A 26,961-nucleotide genomic window follows, 5' to 3' on the forward strand; every position below is an offset into this window, starting at 1 on the left:
CACAAAAAAGAAAATACTTCATTCTATTCGAGGATGAGCTTTTCGCCATTCTCGTGGTTTTTGAAAACTTGATTGCCATATTCCTTTTTTTTTCTTTCTGGCTTCTTGTTCTTCTTTAGGATAGTCATGATAACTTACAGCCCAACCATTATGGACAATCGTTGCATTGATGTTGCTGACTTGCTTTGTTTCACATGTGGCAAGAATGCGGCGATATTGATCTTTTTTGTACCAATGACATGTAACAGATTGGTTTGCTATGAGTCGCTCTAAATATTTTTTTGCTTCAAGACCGCATGGATAGCGTACTTTCTTTGTACCACAAAATTGATGGAGCTCAGGAGCATCAATCCCTGCAAGCCGGATCATGACAGAGGAAATCATGATTGAATCGCCATCAATAATAAATGCATCTCCCTCTATAGATTCTCTCGAAATAAAAGCTGCTTTTTGAGGATGTGTTTGAGTATACTTAAAATAAATTCTCGTCACGATAAGAGTGAGAGCTGCGATAAAAATGCAAAAACCTATAATCTTTAGATTAAAATTGCTTAAGATCAAAATGAGTCTTTTTTTCATGAAATCAAAAAATTGCTGCCATGATACGCTTAATTTAGAGGAAATTGGATAATTTTTGTACCAAGTTTCCATTACTTTGATAAAAAAGTACACTCCCATTATAATGGAAGATTTTTTGTATATTCAACTCACTTTATATCTTTATTAAATAGCAAAACAGATCACACACAATTTATGATTGACATCTCATAATCAAGATACAGAAAAGCGATCAAAAAAATAAATCATCTTCGCTGAAGTCTGTATAACTTTATGATATAGAGCGTACAAACACGGGTATAACACTACCTTAGATTTTTTAAGTTTAAAAAAGCAAAAAAATACACCCAGAAAGCATTTTAAAAGAGCAAACTTGCCTCTACTTTCGGTGACAGAAATTATCATTTAAACGATATAAACTCATTATTTAATTTTTGTTTCTTTAAATTCGACGTGCTTTTTTACAATTGGATCATATTTACGTTTGCTCATCTTATCTGTCATTGTACGGCTATTTTTCTTCGTCACATAGAAAAAACCAGTATCTGCAGTCGACAAAAGTTTGATCTTAACGGTTGCTGCCTTGGCCATATTGAAGAGTCCTATTTATACTGAAAACGGATATCACTGTAGTATCAAAATTTATTTTTGATACAATCAGATTTTCCGGTAACACTACGGATGTTGTAAAAAAAGTCAAGAGCTGATTAATTTTCTTCTTAGTTGGACAAATAGAAAAATGATTTATAGGCTCAAAATAAGCCATTTTAGCGAAAAAACTAAATGGTTTAAGGATATTCATTGCCTTATCAATAACGATTGACGCGACGAGTATACTGATTTCATAGAAAAAGATAAAAGTAAAATTGTCAGTAGCAAATTTTTGCTCTTTGAAGCATGCTATTAATTGTTCAAGATCGACTACATAAAGACCAGAAAAATATTACCATTAAGAAGGAGATCAAGCATGAAAATCCATTGGTATCTGGTTATCGATGGTATTATAAAAATTCCAATATAAGTCTAGGATAAGCAGCTCGAAAGAGGATAGTACTGATTCTTTGCATAATCGCTTATTACTATAGGAATTAAGAATACACTTAAGCACAAATATTGCCATAAAAAATGTGCTGCCTCTTCTATCCAAGAGATAAATTATAAAGAGCGTTATAAGGGTGATGTTCTATATGGATAGCACCATAAACAAATACTACTATTGTTGAGGTAGGAACGTAAAAAAAATATAGAGAAAACTAGTGCATATTAACTCTTTTTAAATTTTTTGTTTAATTTTCACGTTACAAAAATTGGTATTGCAGGAAGTACAATAAGGACACAGCCAGTAACAAAAGGTATAAATCCCTTATGTCTTCACTTTTTTCAGCAGTGTCGGCCTAAATTTTTATATAATAGCATAAATGAAAAATACCACACCACGTTTAGGTGTTGCACAACTTTTGATTTAACGCCCCCCCTGACAGGATAAATATAATTGTCATGGTGAACGCAATATAAATCTTAATAGGAACCATACGTATTATTGATTCGAAAAAATAAAATCTTAAAAAGCTAAGAAGCAAAACGAAGTGCAATAATTATGGTGGTCCCATTAATTGTTTTGCTATAGGCTATGGTGCCATTTAAAATACTTCTCTTAGTTATCAGCAGCAAGATGTGTTGTAGTCTCATTCCCAATGGTGTTCCAACAGTGCTCATGGTTGCAATTTCAGCAATGATTGCACGCAAGGAATTATTTTGAGTATCCGAAGTTTTTTAGAGGCGAGCTTAATTATGCCTTTGTTTATGGGGTTTATGAAAAGCTGACTGTCCATTATAGATTTTTATATGCTCATGACTGATCAAGAATAAAATGTACAATACTCTATGGAGAAGAAGGGTATTTCTTACTTTAAATTAACATGATGCAATAGATCATCGATAAACATTCAATTTAAAAAATATATATAAATCATTCTTTTTATTATTAAAATTTTATTTAAATCTATGGGTTGAGCGATTAATTATCGTCCACAAGATTTTGTATAGTATAATGAAAATTGTAATGATGATTTTAATTTTTATGCAGTTTCTTAGATCTAATATTTGTTTTTTTCATAAAAAGTACGCTTTCGTTTTTTTGCTATCAATTTGTTTTTATGATATGATGCAGATGAAAAAGCTATTGGGCGAGGTTCTGTTAAGAGCTCAAAGCACAAAGCACCAGCAAAAGGTTGTACTTTTATAAGTTTTACCTCGACTATATCACTCAGTTGATAACCTTGATGGCTACGCCTTCCTATAAGGATATGTTGTGTTTCATCAAAATGATAATAATCATTTTTAAGCGTAGAAATAGGTACGAAACCATCAGTATTGAGTTTTTCAAGAGAGATAAAAAGACCTGCCTTTGTAACTCCGGAAATGCGACCTACAAAAGTACGGCCAATTTTGTTCGTTAAATAATGTGCGACAAGCCTATCAATAGTTTCTCTTTCAGCTATCATTGCACGGCGTTCATATAAAGAAATTTGTGTAGCAATTTCTGTCAGATTTTGTTCTTGTGCATCTGTTAGATGATCGTCACCTAATTGCAGGGTTTTAATGAGTGCTCGATGGATAATAAGGTCAGCATAACGACGAATTGGTGATGTAAAATGTGTATAGTTATGTAGGTTTAAGCCAAAGTGTCCGATATTTTTAGGATTGTATTCCGCTTGAGATTGTGAGCGCAGAATAACTTGGTTGACCAATTCTTGTTGTGGCGTATTCGTAACTTTTGCCAGAATGCGATTAAGGCGTGCTGAGGTCAGTTCGCTTCCACGAGAGAGTGATATACCCAAACTCTGAAGAAAACTTCGGAGTATTTCTTGTTTAGCAAGAGAGGGTTTATCATGAATACGATAAATGAGGGGTTGATGATGTTCTTTTAATGTTTCAGAAGCCGCAATATTGGCTTGTATCATGAATTCTTCAATCAAACGATGTGCTTCTAGCTGTATTTCACTCACAACATCTTGGATACAACCATTTTGATTAAGAATAATTTTTTTTTCTGCTATTTCTAATTCTAGTGGTTGTCGACGATTACGAGCAGTTTTGAGGCACCCATAAGCTTCCCATAATGGTTGTAAGACGCTTTCAAAAAAGGGGGCTGTTTTTTCATTTATATTTCCCTCAATTGCCAATTGTAGTTCTTGATAAGAGAGTTGAGCTACTACACGCACCATAACACGATGAAAACTATGTTTTCGTTTGTTACCGTTTGCATCAAAAATCATACGAACTGCTAAAGCCGGTCGCTCCTTTTTTTCACGCAGAGAGCATAAATCATTAGAAATACGCTCGGGGAGCATTGGTACAACGTAATTAGGAAAATAAACAGAATTTCCCCGCTTTAATGCTTCTTTATCTAAAGGGGTTCCCGTTTTGACATAGTAAGACACATCTGCGATTGCCACGACAATAATCCAGCCACCTCTATTTGCAGGATCTTTATCTTTTGTTGCATAAACTGCATCATCATGATCTTTTGCATCTGGTGGATCAATTGTAATGAGTGGCAATTGTAGCCAATCTTCACGATTATCTATGCTAGCGGGTTTTACATTTTTTACTTGTTTAAGAACATCTTCAGGAAAAATATAGGGAATTCCTTTTGAAAGAAGAGCAATCATTGAGAGTGTTTTTTCATTCTCAATGTGTCCTAACACATTCTTTATTTGCGCACTCTTCAGTCCATAACCGGTATTTTTTTTAATTTCGACTTCAACGAGATCACCAGATTTTACATTAATCTCTGAAAATGCATCAATAAGCAGTTCATCATTTTTGCGTTCTATAGGCTCAAGGCACCATCGGTTATTTTCTAATTTTCGCACAATGCCAAATGTGCTTTTTGGTGATACATCAATTTTACGGATAATTCGCCCTGTATAAGGGGAGCTTTGAGGAGTTTTATTGCGAAAAATTTTTACAAGAATATGATCTCCAACGCCAACGCTTGTACCTTTTATGCGATGAGAAGAGTGTATTTTTATATTTGGTTTTGGACTATCTCTCCACTCAAGAGGTTGTGCAATAAAACCGCCATCTTTGTCGCGTCCACTAATTTTTACCAAAGCAACCGTTGGTAATTTTTCTTTGTTTATTCCTTTTTTTCGCTGTTTTGATATGAGGTTTTCATTCTTTAACTCACGTAATATATCCCTTAACCAGATACGAGAATCGCCTTTTAAGTTAAAAGCTTTTGCTATCTCGCGTTTACTTGATTGGTGAATATTCTCATTAATAAAGGAAAGAATTTCTGCTTTTTTTGGCAGTCGTTCCATATTAAATGATTGAAAAAATTTTGTTTTTTTTTCGCCTTTAGCCAAAATTTATGTCTCTTTTCTTTTGGAAGGAGCTCTTTTTGTGGTTACTTTTTTACTGGAAGTTTTACCAGTTACTTTTTTATGAGATGCTTTAGCCGATATCAGTTCTAATGCTTCTGAAAGTGTTACATTAATTGGATCTTTATCTTTTGGCAATGTTGCATTAATTTTACCCCAATTAACATATGGACCGTAACGTCCATTGCGTACAGTAATAGTTCCTCCATCTGGGTGCTCCCCTAATGTTGCTAGTTCTGCGGTTGTTGTTCTGCTTCGCTTTGTTTTATTTTCTTGTTTTTCGGCAAGTACTGTAACAGCGCGATTGATGCCAATATCAAAAACTTCATCCACGTGGAGAAGAGGAGCATATTTTCCATCATGCATAAGGTAGGGACCATATCGGCCAATTGTGGCTGTGATTATTTTTCCTGTTTCAGGATGAGTGCCAATTTCACGGGGTAGGGATAGTAAAGCTAAAGCTTTATCAAAAGTAATCTTTTCTGTTTGCCATTCTTTTGGTAGCCCTGCACGTTTAGCATCCTTACTTTCACCAAGTTGAATATATGGTCCGAAGCGACCATTGCGTAGAGAGACATCTTTTCCTGTTTCAGGGTCGATACCAAGTGTAATAGGTTCATCATTACGCATAGTTTCATTCTCTTCCCCTGTATCTGTGCCAAGTTGGCGTGTATATTTGCATTCGGGATAATTAGAGCAGCCTACAAATGCACCATAACGCCCTAATTTTAAAGATAATTGGCCATTTGCACAAACAGGACAGGAACGGACATCGCTTCCGTCTTCACGCACAGGAAAGGCAAGAGGAGCTAATGTTACGTTTAAAACATCAAGGACATTTGTTATACGCAGTTCTTGGATATTGGCAATAGATGCATTAAATCCATTCCAAAAATCATGTAACACATCTTTCCAAGAAAGTTTTCCATCCGATATAAGATCTAGTTTTTCTTCAAGATCTGCTGTGAAACCATATTCCACATAACGATTAAAGAAGTTTTCAAGAAAAGCTGTAACAATACGTCCTTTAATATCAGGAATAAGCTTTCGTTTATCAATTACGATATATCCACGATCACACAATGTCGCCAATGTGGAGGCATAGGTCGAAGGACGACCAATTCCTAGCTCTTCAAGCTTTTTAATTAATGAAGCTTCAGAGTAACGGGGTGGTGGTTCTGTGGTATGTTGGATTGCTTCAACTTTTTCTTTTGTAAGCGCTTCACCAGTATTTATTTGTGGTAGACGTGTTGTTTCATTTTCTTCGCTGTTTTCTTCATCTTGTTGATCAGTGTAAACGGAAATAAAGCCATCAAAACGAATAACAGAACCCGTTGCACGTAGATTTGCTTGGTTTTCTCCTTGCTGTGCTTCAATTTCAACAGTTGTACGTTCAATTTCAGCGGAACGCATTTGACTGGCTATAGCTCGCTTCCATATCAGCTCATAGAGTTTTGCTTGATCGTTATCGAGAAAATCGCGTACTTGACTGGGGATGCGTTGGAAATCCGTAGGGCGAATAGCTTCATGTGCCTCTTGTGCATTCTTTGCTTTTGTTGAATAAAAACGTGGTTTTTCAGGAATGTAACCACTGCCAAAGGATTCATGAATGACTTTCCGTGCTGTATCAATAGCTTCTGGTGCTATTTGCACACCATCAGTACGCATATAGGTAATAAGCCCTGCCATTTCACCATTAATTTCAATGCCTTCATAAAGTTTTTGAGCAATTTGCATAGTGCGAGAAGCTGAAAAACCTAGTTTTGAAGAAGCTGCCTGTTGTAAAGTGGATGTTGTAAATGGGGGAGAGGGATTTCTTTTCGTGGGCTTTGCTTCAACACTTAATGTACGATATTCCGCTTTTTCCAACATAAGGCGAATCTGATCTGCTTGTTCTTGGGATTGAATATCAAGTTTGCCAATCTTTTTTTGATTAAACATTGTTAATCTTGCAGGAAAACTGTCATTTCGAATGGTTTTCAAGTGCGTTGCAATGGTCCAATAATCTTCTTTAATAAAATGTTCTATTTCTGATTCACGATCACAAATAATACGCAAGGCAACTGATTGAACGCGACCAGCCGAACGTGCACCGGGAAGTTTTCGCCATAAAACAGGGGAGAGAGTAAAGCCAACCAGATAATCGAGAGCACGACGTGCAAGGTATGCATCTACAAGTGATGTATCAATATCACGCGGATTATTCATGGCATCAAGCACAGATTTTTTGGTAATTGCATTGAACACAACGCGTTTAATGGGTTTATCCTTTAAAACTTTTTTTTGATGAAGAATATCCAGAATATGCCATGAAATAGCTTCCCCTTCACGATCAGGGTCCGTTGCTAAGATGAGGCTATCGGCTTCTTTGACTGCTTTTGCTATTTCATTCAAACGCTTAGCGGAGGCAGAATCTATATCCCATTTCATAGAAAAATCTTGATCGGGTAGAACAGAGCCATCTTTTGCAGGTAAATCACGAACATGTCCAAATGATGCTACAACTTTGTATTCAGATCCAAGATATTTATTAATTGTTTTTGCTTTTGCTGGAGATTCAACGATAACGATATTCATAATTTTACCCGAATGTTGAAATAAAAAACTTTTTTATAAACTCCTTTAACAGGAATAGCCAATACCAATTGGTGAAGAGCACATAAAAAACATTAATATTTATACAATTTGTGATTGTTATTATTGAAATACACCCTATATGAAATCGCACTGCTTACTTTCTGCAGTTAATATAAAAATATACGGCGAAATACTAAGATAACGTCTATTGAGAAATAGGAGGGGAAATGCTCAAGGATAGAAGATTATGTTTATAAATCATTTAAAAGTTATCCAATATATTACAGATATGTCAGAACAGATGAACCAGATGGCGCGTCAAGCTCGGAGCCCCCTTTTAGCTTTACTTTTGGATATGGTGGCTAAAGAGGGACATAGCATTATTAATAGTGCTGAGACTCTTGGAGAAGATCCAAATTCGACAATGACACATAACCACCCGGGTGTCGAATAAGCTTTCCAGCAAGCTCGAGTTCGACCAACAAAAGGTAGAGGTGTTGTAGCCGAACACCTGAGTGAATGCTGAGTGTATCTAGATCTATTGGAGTCATTGAGAGGGCAGAGAGGACAGCTGCACGTTCTGCGTCATCTCCAATTGAAGGGAGGTTAGATGTTTCTTCATTAGGTGAACTAAAATTTTCCTTTTCAAGTTGAAGCGTTGCTGGTTCTTCAAAAAAATTAAGTTGAAGATTAACAGCGTTCGGGGTTAATGGCGTAAGTGTTTCTATAATGTCAGAAGGATGCGTGGTTAGTAAGGCACCGTCCTTGATGAGGTTGTTTGTACCAACCGATCTTGGATCAAGTGGGGAACCGGGAATGGCAAAAATCAATCGTCCTATTTCGGCAGCTTGACGTGCAGTAATGAGAGATCCTGATCGCATGGCAGCTTCTACAACTAAGAGTCCGAGTGATAAACCAGCAATAATGCGGTTTCTTCTCGGAAAATCGATAGCGCGCGGTTTCCAAGAAATGGGCATTTCACTGATAATTGCTCCACCGTTGGTGAGAATATCTTCATGTAGTTTTTTGTTTTCAGGAGGATAGATGTGGTCAATTCCACCAGCCATCACTGCGACTGTGCCTGTTAACAAACTGGCTTGATGCGCAATACTATCAATTCCGCGCGCGAGTCCAGAAATAATGGTAAAACCAGCATCTCCAAGAAAACGAGCAAATTGAGTGGCAAGTTTTTTGCCCGCTGCCGAGGCATTTCGAGATCCCACAATTCCAACAGATTGTTTCTGAAAAACTGAAATATTGCCTTTTATGGCAATAAGTGGCGGTGATGCTTCCGTGACCTTAAGAAGGGCTGGATAATCCGGCTCGCCTAAACCAACAAACCGAATACCTAATCTTTCGGCTTCTTGCATTTCTTTTTCAGCATCTTCTATCGTTGCTATTTTGATAGGCGTAGCAAGACCACCTTTTCTACTCAGCTCAGGAAGTGCAGCCAGAGCGTTTTCTGCTGTTTTATAATGATCAATGAGATTGCGAAAACTAACTGCTCCAATATTTTCGCTACGCAACAACCGTAACCAATTTAAACGTTGACGATCTGTGAGCAGAATTCCTTTATTTATCCCCGTTTTGAGTACCAATCTTGCTTTCTTTCCCAACTAATAACCTAGCGATATTTGCGTGATGTTTTATAATCACGAATATACTCATCGTGACCAGCATACAATGAGCGTAAAAATAAGGATAGGAAAAATAAACAAATATTGGAGTGATAATAACAGCAATGAGTGCTGATAATGAAGAATAGCGTGTAAGCAGAAAAAATACCATCCAGACAATAATGAAGACAATTGCTGCTTGCCAATAGAATCCTAAGCACACACCCAAATAGGTAGCAACTCCTTTGCCGCCTTTAAATTTAATCCATATGGGGAAAAGATGCCCTAAGAAAGTAAAAAAACCAGCTAGAGAAATAATAAGGCTGTTTTCTATCGGATAGCTAAAAAATTTTATAACAAGAACAACAATAGTTCCCTTCAATATATCGCAGAAAAGTGTAAGAGCAGCAACTTTTTTATTTCCTGTTCTTAAAACATTTGTAGCTCCAATATTTCCAGAGCCAATTGTTCTCACATCGCCAAGTTTGGCTAATTTGGTAAAAAGTAGTCCAAATGGGATAGATCCAATGAGATAAGATATCATTAAGATAAACCATGTAGAGAACTGAGAAAGTATTTCTAATTCATTCATTAAAAATCTCATTAAGCTTATTGATCAAGTTTAAAAATTGATTGTCCTTTAACAAAGGTTTGAAGAACACGTCCTTGAAAGCGGGCATTCTCAAAAGGAGTGTTTTTTGAACGAGAATACAGCCTTTCTGTAGAAACAACCCATGGCTCATCAAGATCAACCAAAATAAGGTCTGCATAAGCACCTTTTTTGAGTGTTCCTGCATTGAGTCCAAAGAGTTTTGCAGGTGTCGTTGATAAAAGTTCAGTTAAACGTAAAAGAGATATGCTTTTATTATGATAAAGGCGTAAAGCTGCACTCAATAAAGTTTCCATGCCAATGGCACCTGCAGCTGCATCATGAAATGGTAGATTTTTTCTATCCATACTCTGAGGATCATGGGAAGAAACAATAATATCAACTGTTCCATCTTTTATTGCTTCAATCATTGCTACACGGTCTTCTTCTGTACGCAATGGAGGCATGAGACGGAAAGAGGTACGATATTCACCAATGTCATTTTCGTTAAGAGACAAATGATTAATAGATACACCGGCTGAAATTTTCGCATTACGTTGTTTTCCTAAACGGAGTGCGTCAACAGACAGTGCTGTTGATATTTGTGCAGCATGATAGCGCGTTTGTGTTAATGCTGCTAAGCGCAAATCTCTTTCAAGTGGGATGACTTCTGCTTCGCGAGGGATTCCAGAAAGTCCAAGCCAACTCGCTAGCAGACCTTCATTCATAACGCCTTGTCCTGCAAGATCTTTGTCTTGTGTTTCATGCATTAATGTGACATCAAAATCACGTGCATAAGTCATTGCACGCTGCATAACAGATGAACTTTGAAGCGTTTTTTTTCCTTCACTGAAAGCAACTGCTCCTGCATCTTTTAGTAAACCAAATTCAGCGATTTGTTGTCCATTGAAACCTTGAGTGATCGCAGCAACGGGATAAATATTGACTGATGCATTTTCCTGCGCTGTACGCCTAATAAATTTAACAAGTGCTACATCATCAATGACTGAATGCGTATCTGGCATCATAAGGAAGGAAGTAATACCACCTGCTGCTGCAGATTGACTTGTTAATGCGATTGTTTCACAGTGTTCATTTCCTAGCTCTCCGACAAAGACGCGGGCATCAACAAGTCCAGGGAGAATTGCTTTGTTTTGTGCATTAATAATCTCTGCTCCTTCGGGGAAACCTTGATTCAAGGCTTCGTTTCCAGCAGCTGTAATCAGTCCATTTTCAACAATAACTGTGCCAATTTCATCGATTGCACGTGAAGGATCAATAATACGAGCATTTTGAAAAACACTTGGCTTTGTCATTTTTTTTCTCCACTTGCCTTAAAGCGTGAATCCAATAAAGCTTCCATGACAGCCATACGCACAGCGATTCCCATCTCTACTTGTGTATGAATCATGCTTTGTGGTCCATCTGCTATATCAGAGGAAATTTCTATACCACGGTTTATTGGGCCAGGATGCAGAATAATGCAATCGCTTTTGGCATGAGCTAAATTTTCTTTATGTAAACCGAAGTAATGAAAATACTCACGAATAGAGGGAATAAAGGAACCTGTCATACGCTCATGTTGTAAGCGCAGCATCATGATGACATCAGCACCTTTTAGTCCATCTTTCATTGTGTTAAAAACCTCGACGCTCATATCTGAGATTCCTGCAGGTAAGAGTGTTGAGGGAGCGACAACACGGACACGGGCTCCTAAAGCGTTGAGACTAAGGATATTGGAACGTGCAACACGTGAATGCAAGATATCTCCACAAATTGCAACAGTTAGTCCTTCAATACGGCCTTTTGTTCTTTTAATGGTCAGAGCATCTAGTAAAGCTTGTGTTGGATGTTCATGTGCACCATCACCTGCATTAATGACACAACAATCAACTTTTTTAGCTAACAAAGCAGCTGCTCCGGCGCAACTATGGCGAATAACGAGTATATCTGGCTTCATTGCATTGAGGGTTGTGACTGTATCAATCAATGTTTCTCCTTTTTTTACAGATGAATTGCCAACAGCTATACTCATCACGTCTGCTCCTAACCGTTTACCGGCTAATTCAAACGAGGATTGTGTTCGTGTAGAAGCTTCAAAGAAGAGATTAATTTGCGTGCGTCCACGCAAATTAGATTGTTTTCTATCATTTTTTTTAAAAAGGGAAACATTCTCATTTGCACGTTCAAGCAAGACATTAAGGTCTTGTACACTCAGATCTTTAATACCTAACAGATGTTGGTGGGGGAAAATGGGGAAAAAAGTATTTTGAGTCATAGCATTCTTTTCTATCTCTCTCTAAAGAGATTAAACAAGCATTTGTTCTGATGTGATAAATATTTTTTAACCGCAAAAAAACAAATAGTCTATGATATGAATGATTTGAATAATAGGAATATGCCTATGAGTGCCGTGTCTGCGCAAAATACCCGTAGAAAAAATGCTTTTCTCAGTGATACCCTTATGTTTCGCATTGCTTCTACTTTGCCTACATTTTTATTAGCAAGTTTTGAAGAAATAGGAGGTTTTGTAGCGAGTCGAGAAGCATGCGAGCTTTCCTATTTGGCGAATCGGTATCGTCCAGTCTTGCGCTATAATGACGAATGGGGGCAGCCAACAGAAAAATTAGAAATACACTCTTCTTACCAAGCTCTTCAACAATACTCTAGGCAGGCTGGTTTGGTCACCTCACTTTGGGAAAATACAATCTCAGAAAATGGGGTACGCTATCAAGCACGTGCTATTCGCTTAGCTTTATCTGCCAGTCTAGAAACAGGGCATTTGAATGAAGTTGTTATAACAAGTGCAGCGATTGCAGTATTACTTGGTGATCTTGAGCTCTTCAAAAAATGGCAAAATGTACTCTTATCACGTCAATATGATTTATCGTCCCAGCCTATTAATAGCAAAAAGGCAGCTTCGTTGACTTGTGCTTTTGACGATATTGAAAAAGATGAAAAATATTCTTTCAATTTTCCAAGTGTTAAAAAAATTTCTTTTGATGAAAAAATGGGGCGCGATCTGTATCGTTTAAATGTTGTAAAAACCAATGTGATTAATCCCATAGTTGATGGATATCTTGTTAGTGCAGAGCTAGATGGTCATTTAAGCTGCTTTTTAGTTCCACGCATGCAAGAAAATGGCGCATTAAATGGTATGATATCGATTCGTCATCTAGTACAGCGTTCCGGAGAATCTTCAACGCCAGAGGGGATTGTTGATTTTCAAGGGAGTTATGGGTGGCTTTTGGGAAATGCCGGAGAGGGACTTAAGGTAATCAAGGATATCGAAACGATGATGCGTTTTGATCAATCTGTAATATCGGCAGGTGTTCTGCGAGCTGCACTTCAATTTGGCATAGATTTTTTTCGGCAAAAGATGCCAAACCAACCTTTACCACCACTGACAGAACGTATTTTTGCAGATATTGCACTTGATATTGCTGCTTCACAAACACTGGTTTTACGTCTAGCACGAGCATTTGACAATGCTGCAAATGATCGTTCTGAAGCAGCTTTTGCGCGAATCATGACGCCTATTATTGCTTATCATGTGAGCCAATTGGTCGTTCCTATTATTGGTGAAATTATTGCACAGCTTGGCATCGAAAGCTTTATAGAGGGTAATCCATTATCGCAAATGTTGTGTAATGGACCTGCGCGGATTGTGAGAAATAGTTCTGCTAATCAATTGGTAAAGGATGCAATTCTCATAGCTGAAAAAGCACCTGGATTGTTCCAAAAATTGTTAGAAAAAATTGCACTTGATATTGGACCAGCAGGGCCAAGGGCAATTGAGATTATTAAATCTGCTGTAGAGATGGCATCGGCAAACGAGGGAGCAGGAAGATTTTTTGTTGAGCAAGTGGCATATGCAGCGGCAGCGGCATCCTTGCGTTCTACGAATATAGAATATGTTGCAAATGCCTATATGGAAAGCCGACTTGGAGGACAATGGAGATCTTCCTATGGTATGCTTATTGCACGATATAATGCAGGACATTTGTTAAATGTTCTTTATCCTTCCATGTGATGAAGACTTTGAATTCTGTTGAGGGCGCCTTGTAATATGAACGCCGCCGCAGCAGAATCAATCCGAGCTGCTCTTTTAGCGCGCGATACATCCATTTCTAGAAGAAAGCGTTCTGCAGCGATTGTCGATAAGCGTTCGTCCCAAAAAACAAATGGGATTTCTGTATACGCTTCCATATTTCTAACAAAAGTTTTGGTTGCTTGAGCACGAGGACCACTGCTTCCATTCATGTTAAGGGGTAAGCCAATGATAACAACACCCACATTTTCACGATCAAAAATTTGTAGAAGTGTGTAAGCATCTACTGTAAATTTTTTTCGTTGAAGTACAGACCGTGGGTTTGAAAACGTTAGCCCCATATCAGAAACCGCAATTCCGATCGTTTTTGTGCCCAAATCCAAACCTGCTATTGTTTGTCCGGGCAAAAGATGTGATATAACTTCATCTATGTTAATAATCGTCATGTGATTTGTGTTTAAGTTTTTCAATATTTCAGGTTCATACTTGATATTTTGTACTCGTGTTATATCAATATTCTTGCGCTTACCAACGTAGCCTTGTATAGCCAGAATATAAATAAATGAATATTATAATAGAAAAGCAGAAAGGCATAGTATGTCTGTTGATCAAGAAACAGTCAAGCGGGTGGCACATTTAGCGCGCATTGCTGTCCACGATGATGAAGCAGAACGTATGACAAAAGAGCTCAATGTCATTTTGGGTTTTGTGGAACAGTTGAGTGAAGTTGATGTTAGTGGAATTGAGCCATTAGTATCAGTGATGCCAATGACTCTACGAATGCGTGAAGATAGGGTCACAGATGGTTATAAAGCAGCAGATGTCGTAGCGAATGCGCCTGTTACGGAAGAAAATTTCTTTCTTGTCTCAAAAATTGTCGAGTAATTTTTTATATTTTTAAAATTTGAGTACCAATATGACCGATTTAACAACTCTCACAATTGCACAAGCCCGCGATGCTCTAACAAAAAAAGATTTCAAAGCAATTGAATTAACAGAGGCTTATTTACAAGCGATTGAATTGGCAAATCCAACTTTAAACGCTTATGTGGCAATAACAGCCGGACAAGCAAGAAAAATGGCTGCTGAATCAGATAACCGCTTGGGTAAAGGGCAGGGGGGACTTTTAGAGGGAATTCCATTGGGAATTAAGGATCTTTTTGCAACACAAGGTGTTCATACTCAAGCCTGTTCACATATTCTTGATGGTTTTAAGCCGCACTATGAATCAACAGTAACCGCTAATTTATGGCAAGACGGAGCTGTTCTGTTAGGAAAGCTTAACATGGATGAGTTTGCTATGGGGTCATCCAACGAAACGTCACATTATGGTCCAGTTATTAGTCCATGGCGAAAAAAAGGCTCCAATGAGAAACTTGTTCCAGGTGGTTCCTCTGGTGGTTCTGCAGCTGCCGTTGCGGCACGGATTTGTGCTGGTGCAACGGCGACGGATACAGGCGGTTCAATACGTCAGCCAGCAGCATTCACTGGGACTGTAGGAATAAAACCAACTTATGGACGTTGTTCACGGTGGGGAATTGTTGCTTTTGCTTCATCACTTGATCAAGCAGGACCTATCGCTAGAGATGTTCGCGATTGTGCTATTTTGCTTAAATCAATGGCTTCCTTTGATGAAAAAGATTCTACTTCCGTGAATTTGCCAGTGCCTGATTATGAGAGTTATCTTGGTCAATCAATCAAAGGAATGAAAATTGGTGTTCCGAAAGAATACTCCCTTGAGGGGATGTCTCCTGAAATTATTGCACTTTGGCAAGAAGGAATAAATTGGTTAAAAGAAGCAGGTGCTGAAATTAATGATATTTCATTGCCCCATACAAAATATGCTTTGCCTGCTTACTATATTGTGGCTCCTGCAGAAGCATCTTCTAATTTAGCGCGTTATGATGGTGTCCGTTTTGGTCTTCGCATACCCGGAAAAGACATTATTGAAATGTATGAAAATACTCGCTCAGCTGGTTTTGGTGAAGAAGTAAAACGGCGTATTTTAATTGGCACTTATGTTCTCTCATCAGGTTATTACGATGCTTATTACTTGAGAGCCCAAAAAGTACGAACATTAGTAAAGCGTGATTTTGACCAATGTTTTGCTTCTGGCGTTGATGCTATTCTCACACCTGCAACACCAACATCAGCTTTTGGTATTGCTGATGAAAAAATAAAAAATGATACCGTAGCAATGTATCTCAATGATATTTTTACCGTGCCAGTTAATATGGCTGGTTTACCAAGCATCTCTGTTCCTGCTGGTCTTTCATCAAATGGCTTACCGCTAGGATTGCAACTGATTGGTAAACCTTTTGCTGAAGAAGTCATTTTTCAGATAGCACACATTATAGAACAAGCAGCAGGAGTGCTTAGTCCAGAGAAATGGTGGACATAAAAATAAAAAGTTTGGCTTTAAAAGCTCGATTTTTTACAAGAAATACATTTTAAAAAGGCATGCTCTCTTAACACAGAACAATGATTCGTTAGGGAGTGAGCTTTTAATTTCTAAATACCGTAGTTCTTAACCGCCGAGATATGCTTCTTTAACACGTGGATCAGAAAGCATGGCTTTACCCTCACCATGAAATAAAACGCGTCCTACTTCTAAAATATAAGCATAATCTGCAATGGAAAGTGCTGCAAATGCGTTTTGTTCAATCAGAAGAACAGTTTTTCCCATATCATTAATCTTACGGATAATCGAAAAAATTTCTTTTACAAGAAGTGGTGCTAACCCCAGAGAAGGTTCATCTAATATCACCATATCAGGATTGCTCATGAGGGCGCGGCCTACAGCGAGCATTTGTTGTTCACCACCTGACATTGTTCCTCCCAACTGCTTAGCTCTTTCACGTAAACGCGGAAAGAGATCAAATATCCATTCTATATCACGAGAAATTCCTGACTTATCATGACGGATATAAGCACCTAAATGTAGGTTCTCTAAAACAGTGAAATGGGGCATAATGCGTCGCCCTTCAGGACTTAGAGCAATACCTAACTGCAAAATCTTTTCTGGTGATTTTTTAATGATTGATTCGCCTTTATACGTAATCTCTCCACACACAGACTGGTTAAGTCCTGTAATAGAGCGTACAATGCTTGTTTTTCCTGCTCCATTGGCACCTATTAAAGTGACTATACTTCCCTTTTTTATAGACATAGAAAGATTTTGAATGGCTTGAATGGCGCCATAATGAACGTGAAGATTTTTAATGTTAAGAATATTCATAGAAATCTCCGCCAAGATAAGCTTCAATGACTTTAGGGTCGTTACGAATTTCATCTGGTGTGCCATTGGCAATGCAACAGCCATATTCCATTACCCAAATATATTGGCAAAGTCCCATAACAACTTTCATATCGTGCTCGATAAGAAGAATTGTAAGATCAAAGTCTTTTTGCACATTTTCTATGAATTTTTTAAGCTCTTCACTTTCCTGTGGATTCATGCCAGCAGCAGGTTCATCAAGAAGAAGTAATTTTGGCTTTGTTGCAAGGGCGCGCGCAATTTCCAGACGTCTTTGCACACCATAGGGCAGGGTCATGGCGAATTGATTGGCAAGGTGATCAAGCTGTAACCGTTCAAGAAGTTCCATCGAATTTTTATGAATTTCGCGTTTCTCTTTTACTGCTTTTGGCAAAAATAAAGCTGAAGAAAACCATGGATATTTTTGGCGGACATGAGCTCCCACCATAACATTTTGCAAGACGGTTAACCCTGAAAAAAGGCGAATATTTTGAAATGTCCTTGCAATATGGCGTCTGCAGATAATGTAAGGGGAAGCTCCAGAGACTTTTTGCTCATCAAAAAGAATTGTTCCACTTGTGGGAGCATAAAATCCGGAAATCATGTTAAAAACAGTTGTTTTTCCAGCACCATTTGGACCAATTAATCCAGTAATTGTTCCCCGTTTAATAGCCATATTAATGTTATTTACAGCAATTAATCCGCCAAAACGCATCACAATATTATTGAGTGAAAGTATAGTGTCATTCATAGCTTTCCCTCATTATTAGAGAACTTCTTGCGTGTTAAAAAGCAATAAATTCCATTCCATGAGAATTCACGTTGCCCCAACAATCCTTTTCGCCAAAATAAGATAATCATTAACAATAAAAGAGAAAAAACGACCATACGAAGTCCTGGTATCTCTGGAATATGTATAAAACCTAAATTAAACGGACTTTCAATAATACGAAGCCATTCAAGCATGACTGTAATAATAATACTACCAATAATGCTGCCTGTAATTGAACCAAGACCACCAGCAACAACAATCATCAAAATATTAAAAGTTAGGAGAAAATTGAACATCTTGGGATCAATAGTTGAAATAAGAGCAGCCATCAATGCTCCGCCAATACCTGCAAAAAATGCACCAACAGTAAAGGAAAAGCTACGGTAGAAAAAAGCGTTAATACCCATTGTTTTGGCAGCGATTTCATCATCACGAATAGCACGTAGCACGTTACCAGTATTGCTACGCAATAAGAGAATGATGAAGATAACCGTAAATGCTAACCAACCATAGTTCCACCATAATGTTGCGCTCTGGGGTATTCCTTTGATTCCAAGTGAGCCATTTGTTAGGGATGTAGTGTTCGTAATAACAATACGAATAATTTCTGCAAAACCCAATGTTGCAATTCCAAGATAATCGCCACCCAGACGTAATACTGGAAGAGCGATCAACAAACCTACGATTGCAGCACACAGACCACTTATAACAACAGCCATAAAAAAAGGTAATTGCAAATAATGCAACGGCTCAGCTATGGGGTCGAGAAGCCACATCATTTCTTTTTGTTCAGGAGAGAGAAGTAAAATTGCACATACATAAGCACCAATGGCCATAAAACCAGCATGCCCAAGAGAAAACATACCCGTAAAACCGTAAATTAAATTAAGCGAAATTGCTAATATTGCATTAATGGCAATAAGATTCATAATACGAAGTGTATAGTCGTTAAAATAGTTGTTTGCATAAAATAAAAAACCAATAAAAAACAAAATACTGATACATGATAAAAAAGTTGTAGCTGATTTTGCCATTAGATTTTCTCCTGACTTTTTTTGCCCATTAAACCAGTAGGCATTACCAATAAAATCAGAATCAATAAAATAAAGGCGAAGGCATCTCGGTATCCAGATAAAGCAGGAAAGAATGCAATAATCATAATTTCAATAAATCCTAGTAATAATCCCCCCAACATTGCTCCTGGAATTGAGCCGATACCTCCGATAACGGCAGCAATAAATGCTTTAAGTCCAGGAAGAACACCCATGTAAGGTTGAATTTGAGGGTAACGCAGAGACCACATGATGCCCGCAATGGCAGCGAGTGCTGAACCTATCCCAAATGTGAATGCAATGACTTTATTGACAGAGACCCCCATTAAACGAGTGGTTTCGATATCGTATGAGATTGCACGCATAGCAAGACCAGGTTTTGTTTTATGGATAACCCATAGTAATAATACAATAAGAATAAACGAAACAGCAGGAACGATCAGAGACATGGGAGCAATTCTAATAATTCCATCTGAGCCTTGTCCTGCATGCCATAAAATCGGCTTTACAAGAAAATCTGGTTGTTTCACCCCTTTGGGGACACCGCTAAAGAGTACGGTAGCAAGATTTTCAATAAAAAAGGAAACTCCTATTGCACCTATAAGCGCTGAGATACGAGGAGCATGACGCAGAGGTCTATAAGCAAATTGATCAACAATAATACCCACTGCACTTGTGATAAAAATTGAAAAACAGATAGCTAAGATCCAAATAGGTGTAAAATCTTGTGGAGCAATTTTAAAATAATAAATGAATCCTAGAACAAGAATGGAAAAAACAGCAATCCAATAAATTGGAGGGCGTTTTTTGAACCCTATAAATACTGAATAGTAAATGAGAATAGCCAGCAAAACAAGAAGAACAGCAGCCCAAGCAGGCATATAGCTAATTGTGGAAAAGAAAACAAAATATGCTCCCAACATAAAGATGTCACCGTGAGCAAAATTAATGAGTCTCAGGATACCATAAACCATGGTATAACCAATCGCTATAAGTCCATAAAGCGACCCCAATGCCAGTGCATTAAAAAAATACTGGATGAACATTTCAGTGCTCATCTCTCGTCCTTCCACGTTTTTTTATTCATACAGGATGAAATACAAAATTCTTCAAGTCATTTAGTTGAAGAAAAAATCTTCAACCAAATTCTACATTTTGATTACTAAATTTTTCTGATTTTTTAAAGAGCAGGTTTTATTTCATCTAAATAGACGCGTTTCCCATCCTTTATTTCAATTATACCGATAGGAATTTGGGGATTATGGTTTTCATCCATAGACATATCACCAAAAGGTGTTGGAAAATCTTTTAATTTGCTAAGTTCTATCATGATTTTTTCGCGATCAGCACTGCCCGCATTTTCAATAGCTTTCATGAACATCATATAACTTGTGTATCCCAAAACAGAATTAACATTTGGTTCTTTATCAGGATAAGCTGCTTTCCATTCATTTGTAAATTCTTGTGCAGCCACTGACATATTTGGCATGTTCTCACTGTAGGGAAGTGTTGTATGTAAGAATCCTTCTGCTGCTTTTCCTGCAATTGTGATGGTTTCTGGATTATCCATAGCATCGCCACCCATAATTCGAAACTTTGCACCTAGCTCACGCGCTTGTTTCATGATGATGGCACCTTCAGAAAAGTAGGATGGAATAAAGAGGATATCAGGTTTTTGCGCTATAATCTGTGTGAGAACAGCTGAAAAGTCCTGATCTCCGGAATTATAGTTTAAATTTGAGACAACTTCACCACCGAGCTTTTTAAAAGCACGCATAAAATAACTTGCGAGACCAATCGCATAATCACTTGATATATCTTTAAGGATAGCGGCCTTTTTTGCGTGTAAATTTTGAATTGCATAAGTTGCAATCCCTATACCTTGGTAGGAATCAATAAAGCAAGCGCGAAAATAATATTTTTTTCCTTGTGTAACAAGCGGATTTGTTGCAGAAGTTGCAACAGTTGGAGTTTTTGCTTTTTCAGATATTTCTCCACCAGCTAATGCGAGTGAAGAGCCATAACTACCGATAATTCCGTTCACTTTTTCACTTGCAGTTAAACGCATAACAGCATTTGCAGCTTCCACTTTATCGGATTTATTATCAATAACAATAAGCTCCACTTTACGCCCTAATATTTCTGGGACTTTTTTATGTGCTAACTGTATGCCTCTCACTTCGAGTTGGCCTCCAAATGCATTTTGACCACTTAAAGGAAGGTAAACACCAATTTTTATAGGCTCGCTCGCATAGACATTCACTACAAGTACCATTACAGCTGCGACTGTAGTAAGGATTTTCCTCAATTGCATTGTTCACCTTCTTTAAATTTAGTTGTAATTTTCGTACCTTATCTGGAACTTCTTCATCATGCAAGTCACACATTAACGAAAATATCGTTACACATTGTGTGCAAAAACCTTTTGTTATTATCTCTTTTTAGTTCTTAAGAGATGAATATGTGAAGCGTAAGATCCAAACGTTTTATATGAAATTTCAATTTGTGGGTTGATATGAGCAAAGTAAATACGACAATATGGGGAAATCTTATCTTAGGGCTTGCGTGTTGATACAAGAGCAATGTTTACTTGATGTAGAGAATCAATATCATACAATTTAGACCTACAGGATCACGTTTTATTATGACGAGTAAGGATACATTAAAGGATTATTCCCTGTCTGAGGACAATAGAGGTGCTTGTGGTGAGATTATTGAAATCAGTGGTGTCATTAAGTGGTTTGATGGTAGTAAGGGGTATGGGTTTATTGTACCTGATTTGCCTGATTTCCCAGATATATTATTGCACGTTACGGTGATGCGGAGGGATGGCTTTCAAACAGTTTTGGAAGGTGCTAAAATTGTCTGTGCTGTAGAAAAAACTGAACGAGGATTAAAGTGCGTCCAAGTGAAGTCTATAGATTGTTCATCAGCGATTCATCCGTCAGAAATTCCAGCCCGTACACATGTTGTTGTTACTCCAGAAAGTGGTTTAGAGCGTGCAATTGTCAAGTGGTTTAATCGCGATAAAGGATTCGGTTTTCTTAGCCGCGGAGAGGGAACAGAAGATATTTTTATTCATATGGAAACTTTGCGCCGTTTTGGTTTAGCAGAACTTCGTTCTGGTCAAGTCGTTCTTATACGTTTTGGTAAAGGGGAAAAGGGCTTGATGACAGCAGAAATTTATCCAGATATAGGGATTCCGTTCGCTACGCATTGATTTTCATTATGGGAACCACATCATCTCTTCTTATTTAAGAGAGAGGTGCTAGTGCGTATATTATGTAAGCACAAATAGCCATAAAACCAACATGAGCAAGAGAAAAAAAACATAAATCAAATAAAGCCAACTGCAATACTGAATTAAGAAAAATAAGAAATACATTCTTAATTTTACTCCTGTTTTTTAATTCAGTTTTTATTTTATACAACAAAGCTCATAAAGAGCTGTTTGGTGTGGAGATAAAAATGTTAAAGTTTTTTAGAAGATGGCGCATCATTGCGTTAGCACTGTCTTTTATATGGGGAGTGACTGTAGCTGTAGCAAAGAAGCCCTTAGAGCTTCCTGTTCATCCCATTCCTTTAGAGATACAAACAGAGCAAGGTACAATTTCTTACAAAGTGGAGATTGCTTTTACGCCATCCCAAGCGAAAGCGGGCTTGATGTATCGCACTGATTTTCCACGTGATCGCGCAATGCTTTTTAGAAATCATAGAAGTAATGAATTAAAGGATAAGCAGAAATTCTTTATGTGGATGGCAAATACACCTTTACCTTTAGACATGATTTTTGTAAATTCCGAGGGGATCATTGTGTCGATTGTCGAAAGAACTTCTCCCTTTTCAACGGAGGCTATTTCATCAGAAGTTCCTGCAACTTTTGCACTTGAGGTTAATGCTGGTGAAGTTGCTGAAAAGAAAATAAAAAAAGGACAACGTGTTATTCATCCTGCACTTTGCGGAGAGTGCAAAGGTAATGAAAAATGACCGCTGAAGATACTCGTTTTTTTGAATATGATGGTTTGCGCTTTGCTTATCGAGAAGAAGGGCAGGGAGAACCTGTTTTGTTGATTCATGGTTTTGGATCTTCTGCGCGTGTGAATTGGTATGCAACAGGTTGGTTTCGTACCCTTACTGAAACAGGATATCGTGTTATTGCTCTTGATAATCGTGGACATGGAGATTCGGCTAAAAGTTATGACCCTTCTTTTTATACGCTTCAAGCTATGGCTAGCGATGCGATGCGATTGTTGCAGCATTTAGAATTATCTAAAGCGCATGTTATGGGATATTCTATGGGTGCTCGAATTAGTGCTTTTATGGCTCTTTTGTACCCGCAATATGTGCACAGTGTTGTTTTTGGTGGCTTAGGTATTGGTATGGTAACAGGAGCAGGAAATTGGGAACCTGTTGCTGAAGCTCTTTTAGCAGAAGATATTTCTACCATTACGAATCCACGTGGTTTGATGTTTCGTAAATTTGCAGATCAGACTAAAAGCGATAAGCGTGCTCTCGCTGCTTGTATTATCACATCAAAACAGGAATTAACAGCATCTGAGGTTTACAGAATTAAGCAACCTGCCTTGGTTGCCGTTGGTTCATTAGATGAGATTGGCGGTGAAGCAGAACCGTTAGCAGCTTTGTTGCCTCATGGTGAAGCACTAACAATTCTTGGTCGAGATCATATGCTTACTGTGGGAGATAAGACCTATAAAAAAGGCGTTATCGATTTTCTTTCTCGTTATCCTATCGTATGAGAATTATTCATAGTTTTTAGTGCTCGTAAAGTTACTCAATATTTTTTATTTTGGGCACGATAAAAAGCTTGTTCAGGATGTCGGCTATTGTTCTGTACCCTTTTTATGTAAAGGTGAAGGGAATAGCGGTATAAATTTCAGTTAGTTAGCTTGTTTTGTATATTTTTATAGGAGTGTTTTTTTACAGGTATATTCCTAAGAGTAGTAAAGGATATTGTTTTTTAATTATGAAATAGGATTTTTAGTAAAACAAAAAAAGCTGTAAAAGAAGAAAATGCTTTTATTTTATAGGCTCTATTTTGGGTAAAAGAGGTGAAAATTATAGTAGTTGATTGATGTTCTGTCAGAATATGCTTATAAGCGCAGGTAATAAAATTGGGGATAAAGTAAAAATTATTTAAAATATACGGTTTTCTACCCGCTTTTTTTACTTTTGTGATCTACATGAGTATATTTAACAGAGATAAACCCCTTATAATAAATGATATTCAGAAAAAGTTGAAGATAATTATGCTTTTGGGTATAGGGCTAACTGAGAATTAGGAGTAAGATTTTTTACTATCTTTAAAGAATCATCAGAACGCCCTATGGGCGAGCTTATAAAGAATTAATTAATAATCTCAAAAGATAGGAGAGCGTAGTGAATGCTGATGAACTAAAAAAACTTGACAATTATTTAAAAAATACATTCCAAAATTCAGCATTGCAGGTGAGAGCGCGGCCTAAAAAGGATGATTCTTGTGAGGTTTATATTGGAGATGAATTTTTAGGTGTTATTTATCGAGATGAAGATGAGGATGAATTATCTTACAATTTCTCGATGGCCATATTAGATATCGATTTAGAAAATTGAATTTGTCATGAAGAATTGAATGAAGTTTTTCTTCATCCAAGTGGGGGTCATATGAGTTTTTGTGCTTTAAAGCTTGTATGACCATTGCGTCCTATAATAAGATGGTCATGAATAATAATTCCTAAGGCGTTTGCTGCATCTTTTAACCTATGTGTCATTGTTATATCTGCTTGAGAAGGTTTGGTATCACCAGAAGGGTGATTGTGAACTAAAATAAGTCCTGATGCAGACAGTTGCAAAGCTCGAGAAATGACTTCACGAGGATAGACAGGAGTGTGATCAATGGTTCCAGTTTGTTGCACTTCATCAGCTAGTAAACCATGTTTCTTATCAAGAAATAAGACACGAAACTGTTCGCGTGTTTCGTGAGCCATGACAGCTTTACAATATGCTAATACTTTATCCCATGATGAAAAGATATCACGTTTAAACAATTGCGCGCGAGCCAAACGTCCGGCAACATCTGAAATAATTTTTAAATCGATCGCAGTTGCTGGACCACATCCTTGAACTTCTTGAAGTCGATGAATATCGGCGCCCAATACGTCGGCTAAAGAGCCAAAGTGTGCTATTAAGTTTTTTGCTATTGGTTTTGTATTTGCTCGGGGGATTGTGCGAAAAAGCAATAATTCAAGATATTCATAATCTTCAATTGCATTCCCTTTTGACTTTAAATAACGCTTACGGAGACGTTCACGATGTCCTTGATAATGCTTATGCGTCTGTGAGTTTCTCTGAAGTTGTTCATTTTTTGTTTCTGATGTTGGATTAAGTGGGGAATTTGATGTTAATGCAAAATGATTGCTTTGGCTGGTTCCCTTTTTATTTAATTTTTTAGCCATGGCGTTTCTACATTTATTTAGGCATATGAATTGGGAATATAAAAAATGTTTTTAGGAGATTGCGTAAATATTTCGCACCCTTCATTTGTTACGCCAATTGTATGTTCGTATTGTGCAGTCAGAGACCGATCACGCGTAACAGCAGTCCAGCCATCAGATAAAATTTTAACTTGTGGTTTACCAAGATTAATCATGGGCTCAATTGTAAAAATCATCCCTTGTTTTAGTTCTATTCCTTCTCCAGGATTTCCATAATGTAGTATATTAGGTGCATCATGGAAAAGTTGACCGATTCCATGTCCACAAAAGTCTCTTACAATTGAGCATCGTTCAGATTCTGCATAGCGCTGAATTGCGGCACCAATATCACCTGTGGTTGCTCCGGGTTTGACTACAGCAATTCCTCTCATAAGACTTTCATACGTTATTTTTAACAGGCGCTCCGCAGCACGTCTAATTTTTCCCACAGGGTACATGCGACTTGAGTCTCCATGCCAACTATCGAGAATAAAGGTTACGTCCACATTAACAATATCGCCTTCTTGCAAGGGTCTTTTACTTGGTATGCCATGGCAAACAACGTGATTAATGGATGTACAACATGAATGACTGTATCCGTGATAATTCAGATCAGCAGGAAGAGCTCCTCGCTCGGCACCAAAAGTAAAGACAAAATCATCAATTTCTTGCGTAGTAATACCAGGCTTAATAATATCCGTAAGTGCATCGAGGCATTCTGCAGCAATGCGACAAACCTCACGCATTTTAGCAAAAGCGTAGTCATCAAAAATGCGGATTTGTCCGTTAGACTTTAAGGGTATTTTATTATATTCAATATAATCAGTCATTGTTTTTTTATTTTTACTCGATGAATCGGAATAATACCTTCTATACTTACCTGACATTTTACAGCATAAAATTCTACCCCTGATTTTAATGCTAAATCAAATTTACGTCCATAGGTTGGATCAAGATCACGGCAGATTGTAAAAGCTGAACAATCTTCTCGTTGAATCACATAAAGTATAGCGGCTCGTTTTCCCTGTTGCACGATTTTTATGAGTTCTTCAAGATGACGTGTGCCACGTTTTGTCTCCGTATCAGGAAATTCTGCTAGTCCTTTTTGGCGAATAAAATGGACATTTTTGACTTCTAGATAACAGTCAGGAAGGATGTCATCACGTAGAAGAAAATCAATTCGTGATTGCTTACCATAGCGTTGTTCCTTCAAGATTGTTTTGTACCCGCTTAGTTCTGGTAATAATCCATTTTGAATTGCTTCTAATGCAAGTTTATTAGGTAAAATCGTATTGATACCAACTAAAGTATTATTTGCTTCGACAATTTCTAATTGATATGGGTATTTCCGCTTGGGATTGTTATTATATGAAAGCCAAATATTAGCATTGGGAGTTGTTAATCCAAGCATCGATCCTGTATTAGGAACCGACACAGTGAAAATGTCTTGATCCTCTCGTTTAACATCAGCAAGAAAACGTTTATAACGATGAATAAGTTTTGCAGGAAAAAGTTTGGGAATAAAGAGCATATTCCTTTTTTAGAATGTGTGATTTCATAATACAACTTAAGATTAATAATTTTAAACAATTATAGCATGTTAAACAATGAAATATATAGGTGCAGAAAATG

25 protein-coding genes are annotated in these 26,961 nt (G+C 37.5%); 8 read left to right on the forward strand and 17 right to left on the reverse strand.

The genetic code is table 11. The features are described 5' to 3' along the window. Window positions 1-18: 18 nt before the first annotated feature. The 4 genes from QHG54_RS01630 to topA form a co-directional block, all read right to left on the reverse strand. Complete coding sequence (locus QHG54_RS01630; RefSeq protein WP_317993304.1) at window positions 19-579, reverse strand: thermonuclease family protein; 561 nt, start codon at window positions 577-579, stop codon at window positions 19-21. Between the two features lie 402 nt (window positions 580-981). Continuing rightward, window positions 982-1,149, reverse strand: a complete 168-nt coding sequence (gene rpmG, locus QHG54_RS01635) for a 50S ribosomal protein L33 (protein WP_317993303.1) — start codon at window positions 1,147-1,149, stop codon at window positions 982-984. Between the two features lie 1,505 nt (window positions 1,150-2,654). Continuing rightward, entirely contained in the window at window positions 2,655-4,931 is a 2,277-nt protein-coding gene (gene rnr / locus QHG54_RS01640; protein WP_406604327.1) for a ribonuclease R, read from the reverse strand. A 3-nt stretch (window positions 4,932-4,934) separates the two neighbouring features. Continuing rightward, a complete protein-coding gene (gene topA, locus QHG54_RS01645) occupies window positions 4,935-7,523 on the reverse strand; it encodes a type I DNA topoisomerase (RefSeq protein WP_317993301.1) in 2,589 nt (862 codons plus the stop codon). A 247-nt stretch (window positions 7,524-7,770) separates the two neighbouring features. Here topA and QHG54_RS01650 point away from each other — a divergent pair, with 247 nt between their 5' ends. Then, entirely contained in the window at window positions 7,771-7,977 is a 207-nt protein-coding gene (locus QHG54_RS01650; protein ID WP_317993300.1) for a hypothetical protein, read from the forward strand. Here the strand turns inward: QHG54_RS01650 and dprA are convergent. Genes dprA through QHG54_RS01670 form a run of 4 tightly spaced genes read right to left on the reverse strand, consistent with a single transcriptional unit; the run spans window position 7,907 to window position 12,006 of the window. Beyond that, complete coding sequence (dprA, locus tag QHG54_RS01655; RefSeq protein ID WP_317993299.1) at window positions 7,907-9,121, reverse strand: DNA-processing protein DprA; 1,215 nt, start codon at window positions 9,119-9,121, stop codon at window positions 7,907-7,909. The two genes, QHG54_RS01650 and dprA, sit on opposite strands and share 71 nt — an antisense overlap. Next, window positions 9,096-9,731, reverse strand: coding sequence for a glycerol-3-phosphate 1-O-acyltransferase PlsY (gene plsY, locus QHG54_RS01660; protein WP_406604328.1), 636 nt, complete (start codon window positions 9,729-9,731; stop codon window positions 9,096-9,098). The genes dprA and plsY overlap by 26 nt, the downstream gene beginning before the upstream one ends. Before the next feature lie 17 nt (window positions 9,732-9,748). Beyond that, entirely contained in the window at window positions 9,749-11,044 is a 1,296-nt protein-coding gene (locus tag QHG54_RS01665) for a dihydroorotase (RefSeq protein ID WP_317993297.1), read from the reverse strand. After that, the gene (locus QHG54_RS01670; protein ID WP_317993296.1) at window positions 11,041-12,006 is read right to left on the reverse strand and encodes an aspartate carbamoyltransferase catalytic subunit; all 966 of its coding nucleotides are present in this window, start codon (window positions 12,004-12,006) and stop codon (window positions 11,041-11,043) included. The genes QHG54_RS01665 and QHG54_RS01670 overlap by 4 nt, the downstream gene beginning before the upstream one ends. A 126-nt stretch (window positions 12,007-12,132) precedes the next feature. On the opposite strand from QHG54_RS01670, the gene QHG54_RS01675 reads away from it, so the two are divergent. Next, window positions 12,133-13,761, forward strand: coding sequence for an acyl-CoA dehydrogenase family protein (locus tag QHG54_RS01675; protein ID WP_317993295.1), 1,629 nt, complete (start codon window positions 12,133-12,135; stop codon window positions 13,759-13,761). On the opposite strand, the gene ruvX is transcribed toward QHG54_RS01675, so the two are convergent. Further along, a complete protein-coding gene (gene ruvX, locus QHG54_RS01680) occupies window positions 13,746-14,225 on the reverse strand; it encodes a Holliday junction resolvase RuvX (protein WP_406604329.1) in 480 nt (159 codons plus the stop codon). The two genes, QHG54_RS01675 and ruvX, sit on opposite strands and share 16 nt — an antisense overlap. A 151-nt stretch (window positions 14,226-14,376) precedes the next feature. Here ruvX and gatC point away from each other — a divergent pair, with 151 nt between their 5' ends. Next, window positions 14,377-14,664 carry an Asp-tRNA(Asn)/Glu-tRNA(Gln) amidotransferase subunit GatC gene (gene gatC, locus QHG54_RS01685; protein ID WP_317993293.1) on the forward strand — a complete coding sequence of 96 codons (288 nt, stop codon included), beginning with the start codon at window positions 14,377-14,379 and terminating at the stop codon, window positions 14,662-14,664. A 31-nt stretch (window positions 14,665-14,695) separates the two neighbouring features. Beyond that, window positions 14,696-16,180 (forward strand): Asp-tRNA(Asn)/Glu-tRNA(Gln) amidotransferase subunit GatA, encoded by a 1,485-nt coding sequence (gatA, locus tag QHG54_RS01690; RefSeq protein WP_317993292.1) that lies wholly within the window; start codon window positions 14,696-14,698, stop codon window positions 16,178-16,180. Window positions 16,181-16,306: 126 nt separating this feature from the next. On the opposite strand, the gene QHG54_RS01695 is transcribed toward gatA, so the two are convergent. The 5 genes from QHG54_RS01695 to QHG54_RS01715 form a co-directional block, all read right to left on the reverse strand. After that, window positions 16,307-17,017 (reverse strand): ABC transporter ATP-binding protein, encoded by a 711-nt coding sequence (locus QHG54_RS01695; RefSeq protein ID WP_317993291.1) that lies wholly within the window; start codon window positions 17,015-17,017, stop codon window positions 16,307-16,309. After that, entirely contained in the window at window positions 17,004-17,786 is a 783-nt protein-coding gene (locus QHG54_RS01700) for an ABC transporter ATP-binding protein (protein WP_406604330.1), read from the reverse strand. Before QHG54_RS01700 ends, QHG54_RS01695 begins: the two co-directional genes overlap by 14 nt. Then, entirely contained in the window at window positions 17,783-18,841 is a 1,059-nt protein-coding gene (locus QHG54_RS01705; protein WP_406604331.1) for a branched-chain amino acid ABC transporter permease, read from the reverse strand. Before QHG54_RS01705 ends, QHG54_RS01700 begins: the two co-directional genes overlap by 4 nt. Further along, entirely contained in the window at window positions 18,841-19,917 is a 1,077-nt protein-coding gene (locus tag QHG54_RS01710; RefSeq protein ID WP_317993288.1) for a branched-chain amino acid ABC transporter permease, read from the reverse strand. Before QHG54_RS01710 ends, QHG54_RS01705 begins: the two co-directional genes overlap by 1 nt. A gap of 122 nt (window positions 19,918-20,039) precedes the next feature. Then, entirely contained in the window at window positions 20,040-21,173 is a 1,134-nt protein-coding gene (locus QHG54_RS01715) for an ABC transporter substrate-binding protein (protein ID WP_317993287.1), read from the reverse strand. A gap of 330 nt (window positions 21,174-21,503) precedes the next feature. Here QHG54_RS01715 and QHG54_RS01720 point away from each other — a divergent pair, with 330 nt between their 5' ends. The 4 genes from QHG54_RS01720 to QHG54_RS01735 all read left to right on the forward strand — a co-directional run bounded on the left by QHG54_RS01720 (window position 21,504) and on the right by QHG54_RS01735 (window position 24,469). Further along, window positions 21,504-22,079, forward strand: a complete 576-nt coding sequence (locus tag QHG54_RS01720; protein ID WP_317993286.1) for a cold-shock protein — start codon at window positions 21,504-21,506, stop codon at window positions 22,077-22,079. A gap of 248 nt (window positions 22,080-22,327) precedes the next feature. Further along, the gene (locus QHG54_RS01725; protein WP_317993285.1) at window positions 22,328-22,846 is read left to right on the forward strand and encodes a DUF192 domain-containing protein; all 519 of its coding nucleotides are present in this window, start codon (window positions 22,328-22,330) and stop codon (window positions 22,844-22,846) included. After that, on the forward strand, window positions 22,843-23,616 hold the full coding sequence (locus QHG54_RS01730; RefSeq protein ID WP_406604332.1) for an alpha/beta fold hydrolase: 774 nt from the start codon (window positions 22,843-22,845) through the stop codon (window positions 23,614-23,616). The genes QHG54_RS01725 and QHG54_RS01730 overlap by 4 nt, the downstream gene beginning before the upstream one ends. 640 nt (window positions 23,617-24,256) lie before the next feature. Then, window positions 24,257-24,469 (forward strand): DUF3126 family protein, encoded by a 213-nt coding sequence (locus tag QHG54_RS01735; protein WP_317993283.1) that lies wholly within the window; start codon window positions 24,257-24,259, stop codon window positions 24,467-24,469. Between the two features lie 47 nt (window positions 24,470-24,516). Here the strand turns inward: QHG54_RS01735 and radC are convergent, their stop codons facing one another. From radC to sfsA, 3 genes are read right to left on the reverse strand one after another with little or no spacing between them, the layout of a single operon-like run. Then, window positions 24,517-25,311 (reverse strand): DNA repair protein RadC, encoded by a 795-nt coding sequence (gene radC / locus QHG54_RS01740; protein ID WP_317993282.1) that lies wholly within the window; start codon window positions 25,309-25,311, stop codon window positions 24,517-24,519. Between the two features lie 17 nt (window positions 25,312-25,328). Continuing rightward, window positions 25,329-26,159, reverse strand: a complete 831-nt coding sequence (map, locus tag QHG54_RS01745) for a type I methionyl aminopeptidase (RefSeq protein WP_317993281.1) — start codon at window positions 26,157-26,159, stop codon at window positions 25,329-25,331. Continuing rightward, the gene (sfsA, locus tag QHG54_RS01750; protein WP_317993280.1) at window positions 26,156-26,860 is read right to left on the reverse strand and encodes a DNA/RNA nuclease SfsA; all 705 of its coding nucleotides are present in this window, start codon (window positions 26,858-26,860) and stop codon (window positions 26,156-26,158) included. Before sfsA ends, map begins: the two co-directional genes overlap by 4 nt. Window positions 26,861-26,961: the final 101 nt, after the last annotated feature.

Source organism: Bartonella gliris (assembly GCF_045277155.1).
Lineage (GTDB): Bacteria > Pseudomonadota > Alphaproteobacteria > Rhizobiales > Rhizobiaceae > Bartonella > Bartonella gliris.

Excerpts from the sequence above, each read along its gene's own strand:
- QHG54_RS01630 (WP_317993304.1), bottom strand. The coding sequence starts at position 579 with ATGAAAAAAAGACTCATTTTGATCTTAAGCAATTTTAATCTAAAGATT.
- rpmG (WP_317993303.1), bottom strand. The coding sequence starts at position 1,149 with ATGGCCAAGGCAGCAACCGTTAAGATCAAACTTTTGTCGACTGCAGAT.
- topA (WP_317993301.1), bottom strand. The coding sequence starts at position 7,523 with ATGAATATCGTTATCGTTGAATCTCCAGCAAAAGCAAAAACAATTAAT.
- QHG54_RS01650 (WP_317993300.1), top strand. The coding sequence starts at position 7,771 with ATGTTTATAAATCATTTAAAAGTTATCCAATATATTACAGATATGTCA.
- plsY (WP_406604328.1), bottom strand. The coding sequence starts at position 9,731 with ATGAATGAATTAGAAATACTTTCTCAGTTCTCTACATGGTTTATCTTA.
- QHG54_RS01665 (WP_317993297.1), bottom strand. The coding sequence starts at position 11,044 with ATGACAAAGCCAAGTGTTTTTCAAAATGCTCGTATTATTGATCCTTCA.
- QHG54_RS01670 (WP_317993296.1), bottom strand. The coding sequence starts at position 12,006 with ATGACTCAAAATACTTTTTTCCCCATTTTCCCCCACCAACATCTGTTA.
- QHG54_RS01675 (WP_317993295.1), top strand. The coding sequence starts at position 12,133 with ATGAGTGCCGTGTCTGCGCAAAATACCCGTAGAAAAAATGCTTTTCTC.
- ruvX (WP_406604329.1), bottom strand. The coding sequence starts at position 14,225 with ATGACGATTATTAACATAGATGAAGTTATATCACATCTTTTGCCCGGA.
- gatC (WP_317993293.1), top strand. The coding sequence starts at position 14,377 with ATGTCTGTTGATCAAGAAACAGTCAAGCGGGTGGCACATTTAGCGCGC.
- gatA (WP_317993292.1), top strand. The coding sequence starts at position 14,696 with ATGACCGATTTAACAACTCTCACAATTGCACAAGCCCGCGATGCTCTA.
- QHG54_RS01695 (WP_317993291.1), bottom strand. The coding sequence starts at position 17,017 with ATGAATATTCTTAACATTAAAAATCTTCACGTTCATTATGGCGCCATT.
- QHG54_RS01700 (WP_406604330.1), bottom strand. The coding sequence starts at position 17,786 with ATGAATGACACTATACTTTCACTCAATAATATTGTGATGCGTTTTGGC.
- QHG54_RS01705 (WP_406604331.1), bottom strand. The coding sequence starts at position 18,841 with ATGGCAAAATCAGCTACAACTTTTTTATCATGTATCAGTATTTTGTTT.
- QHG54_RS01710 (WP_317993288.1), bottom strand. The coding sequence starts at position 19,917 with ATGAGCACTGAAATGTTCATCCAGTATTTTTTTAATGCACTGGCATTG.
- QHG54_RS01715 (WP_317993287.1), bottom strand. The coding sequence starts at position 21,173 with ATGCAATTGAGGAAAATCCTTACTACAGTCGCAGCTGTAATGGTACTT.
- QHG54_RS01720 (WP_317993286.1), top strand. The coding sequence starts at position 21,504 with ATGACGAGTAAGGATACATTAAAGGATTATTCCCTGTCTGAGGACAAT.
- QHG54_RS01725 (WP_317993285.1), top strand. The coding sequence starts at position 22,328 with ATGTTAAAGTTTTTTAGAAGATGGCGCATCATTGCGTTAGCACTGTCT.
- QHG54_RS01730 (WP_406604332.1), top strand. The coding sequence starts at position 22,843 with ATGACCGCTGAAGATACTCGTTTTTTTGAATATGATGGTTTGCGCTTT.
- radC (WP_317993282.1), bottom strand. The coding sequence starts at position 25,311 with ATGGCTAAAAAATTAAATAAAAAGGGAACCAGCCAAAGCAATCATTTT.
- map (WP_317993281.1), bottom strand. The coding sequence starts at position 26,159 with ATGACTGATTATATTGAATATAATAAAATACCCTTAAAGTCTAACGGA.
- sfsA (WP_317993280.1), bottom strand. The coding sequence starts at position 26,860 with ATGCTCTTTATTCCCAAACTTTTTCCTGCAAAACTTATTCATCGTTAT.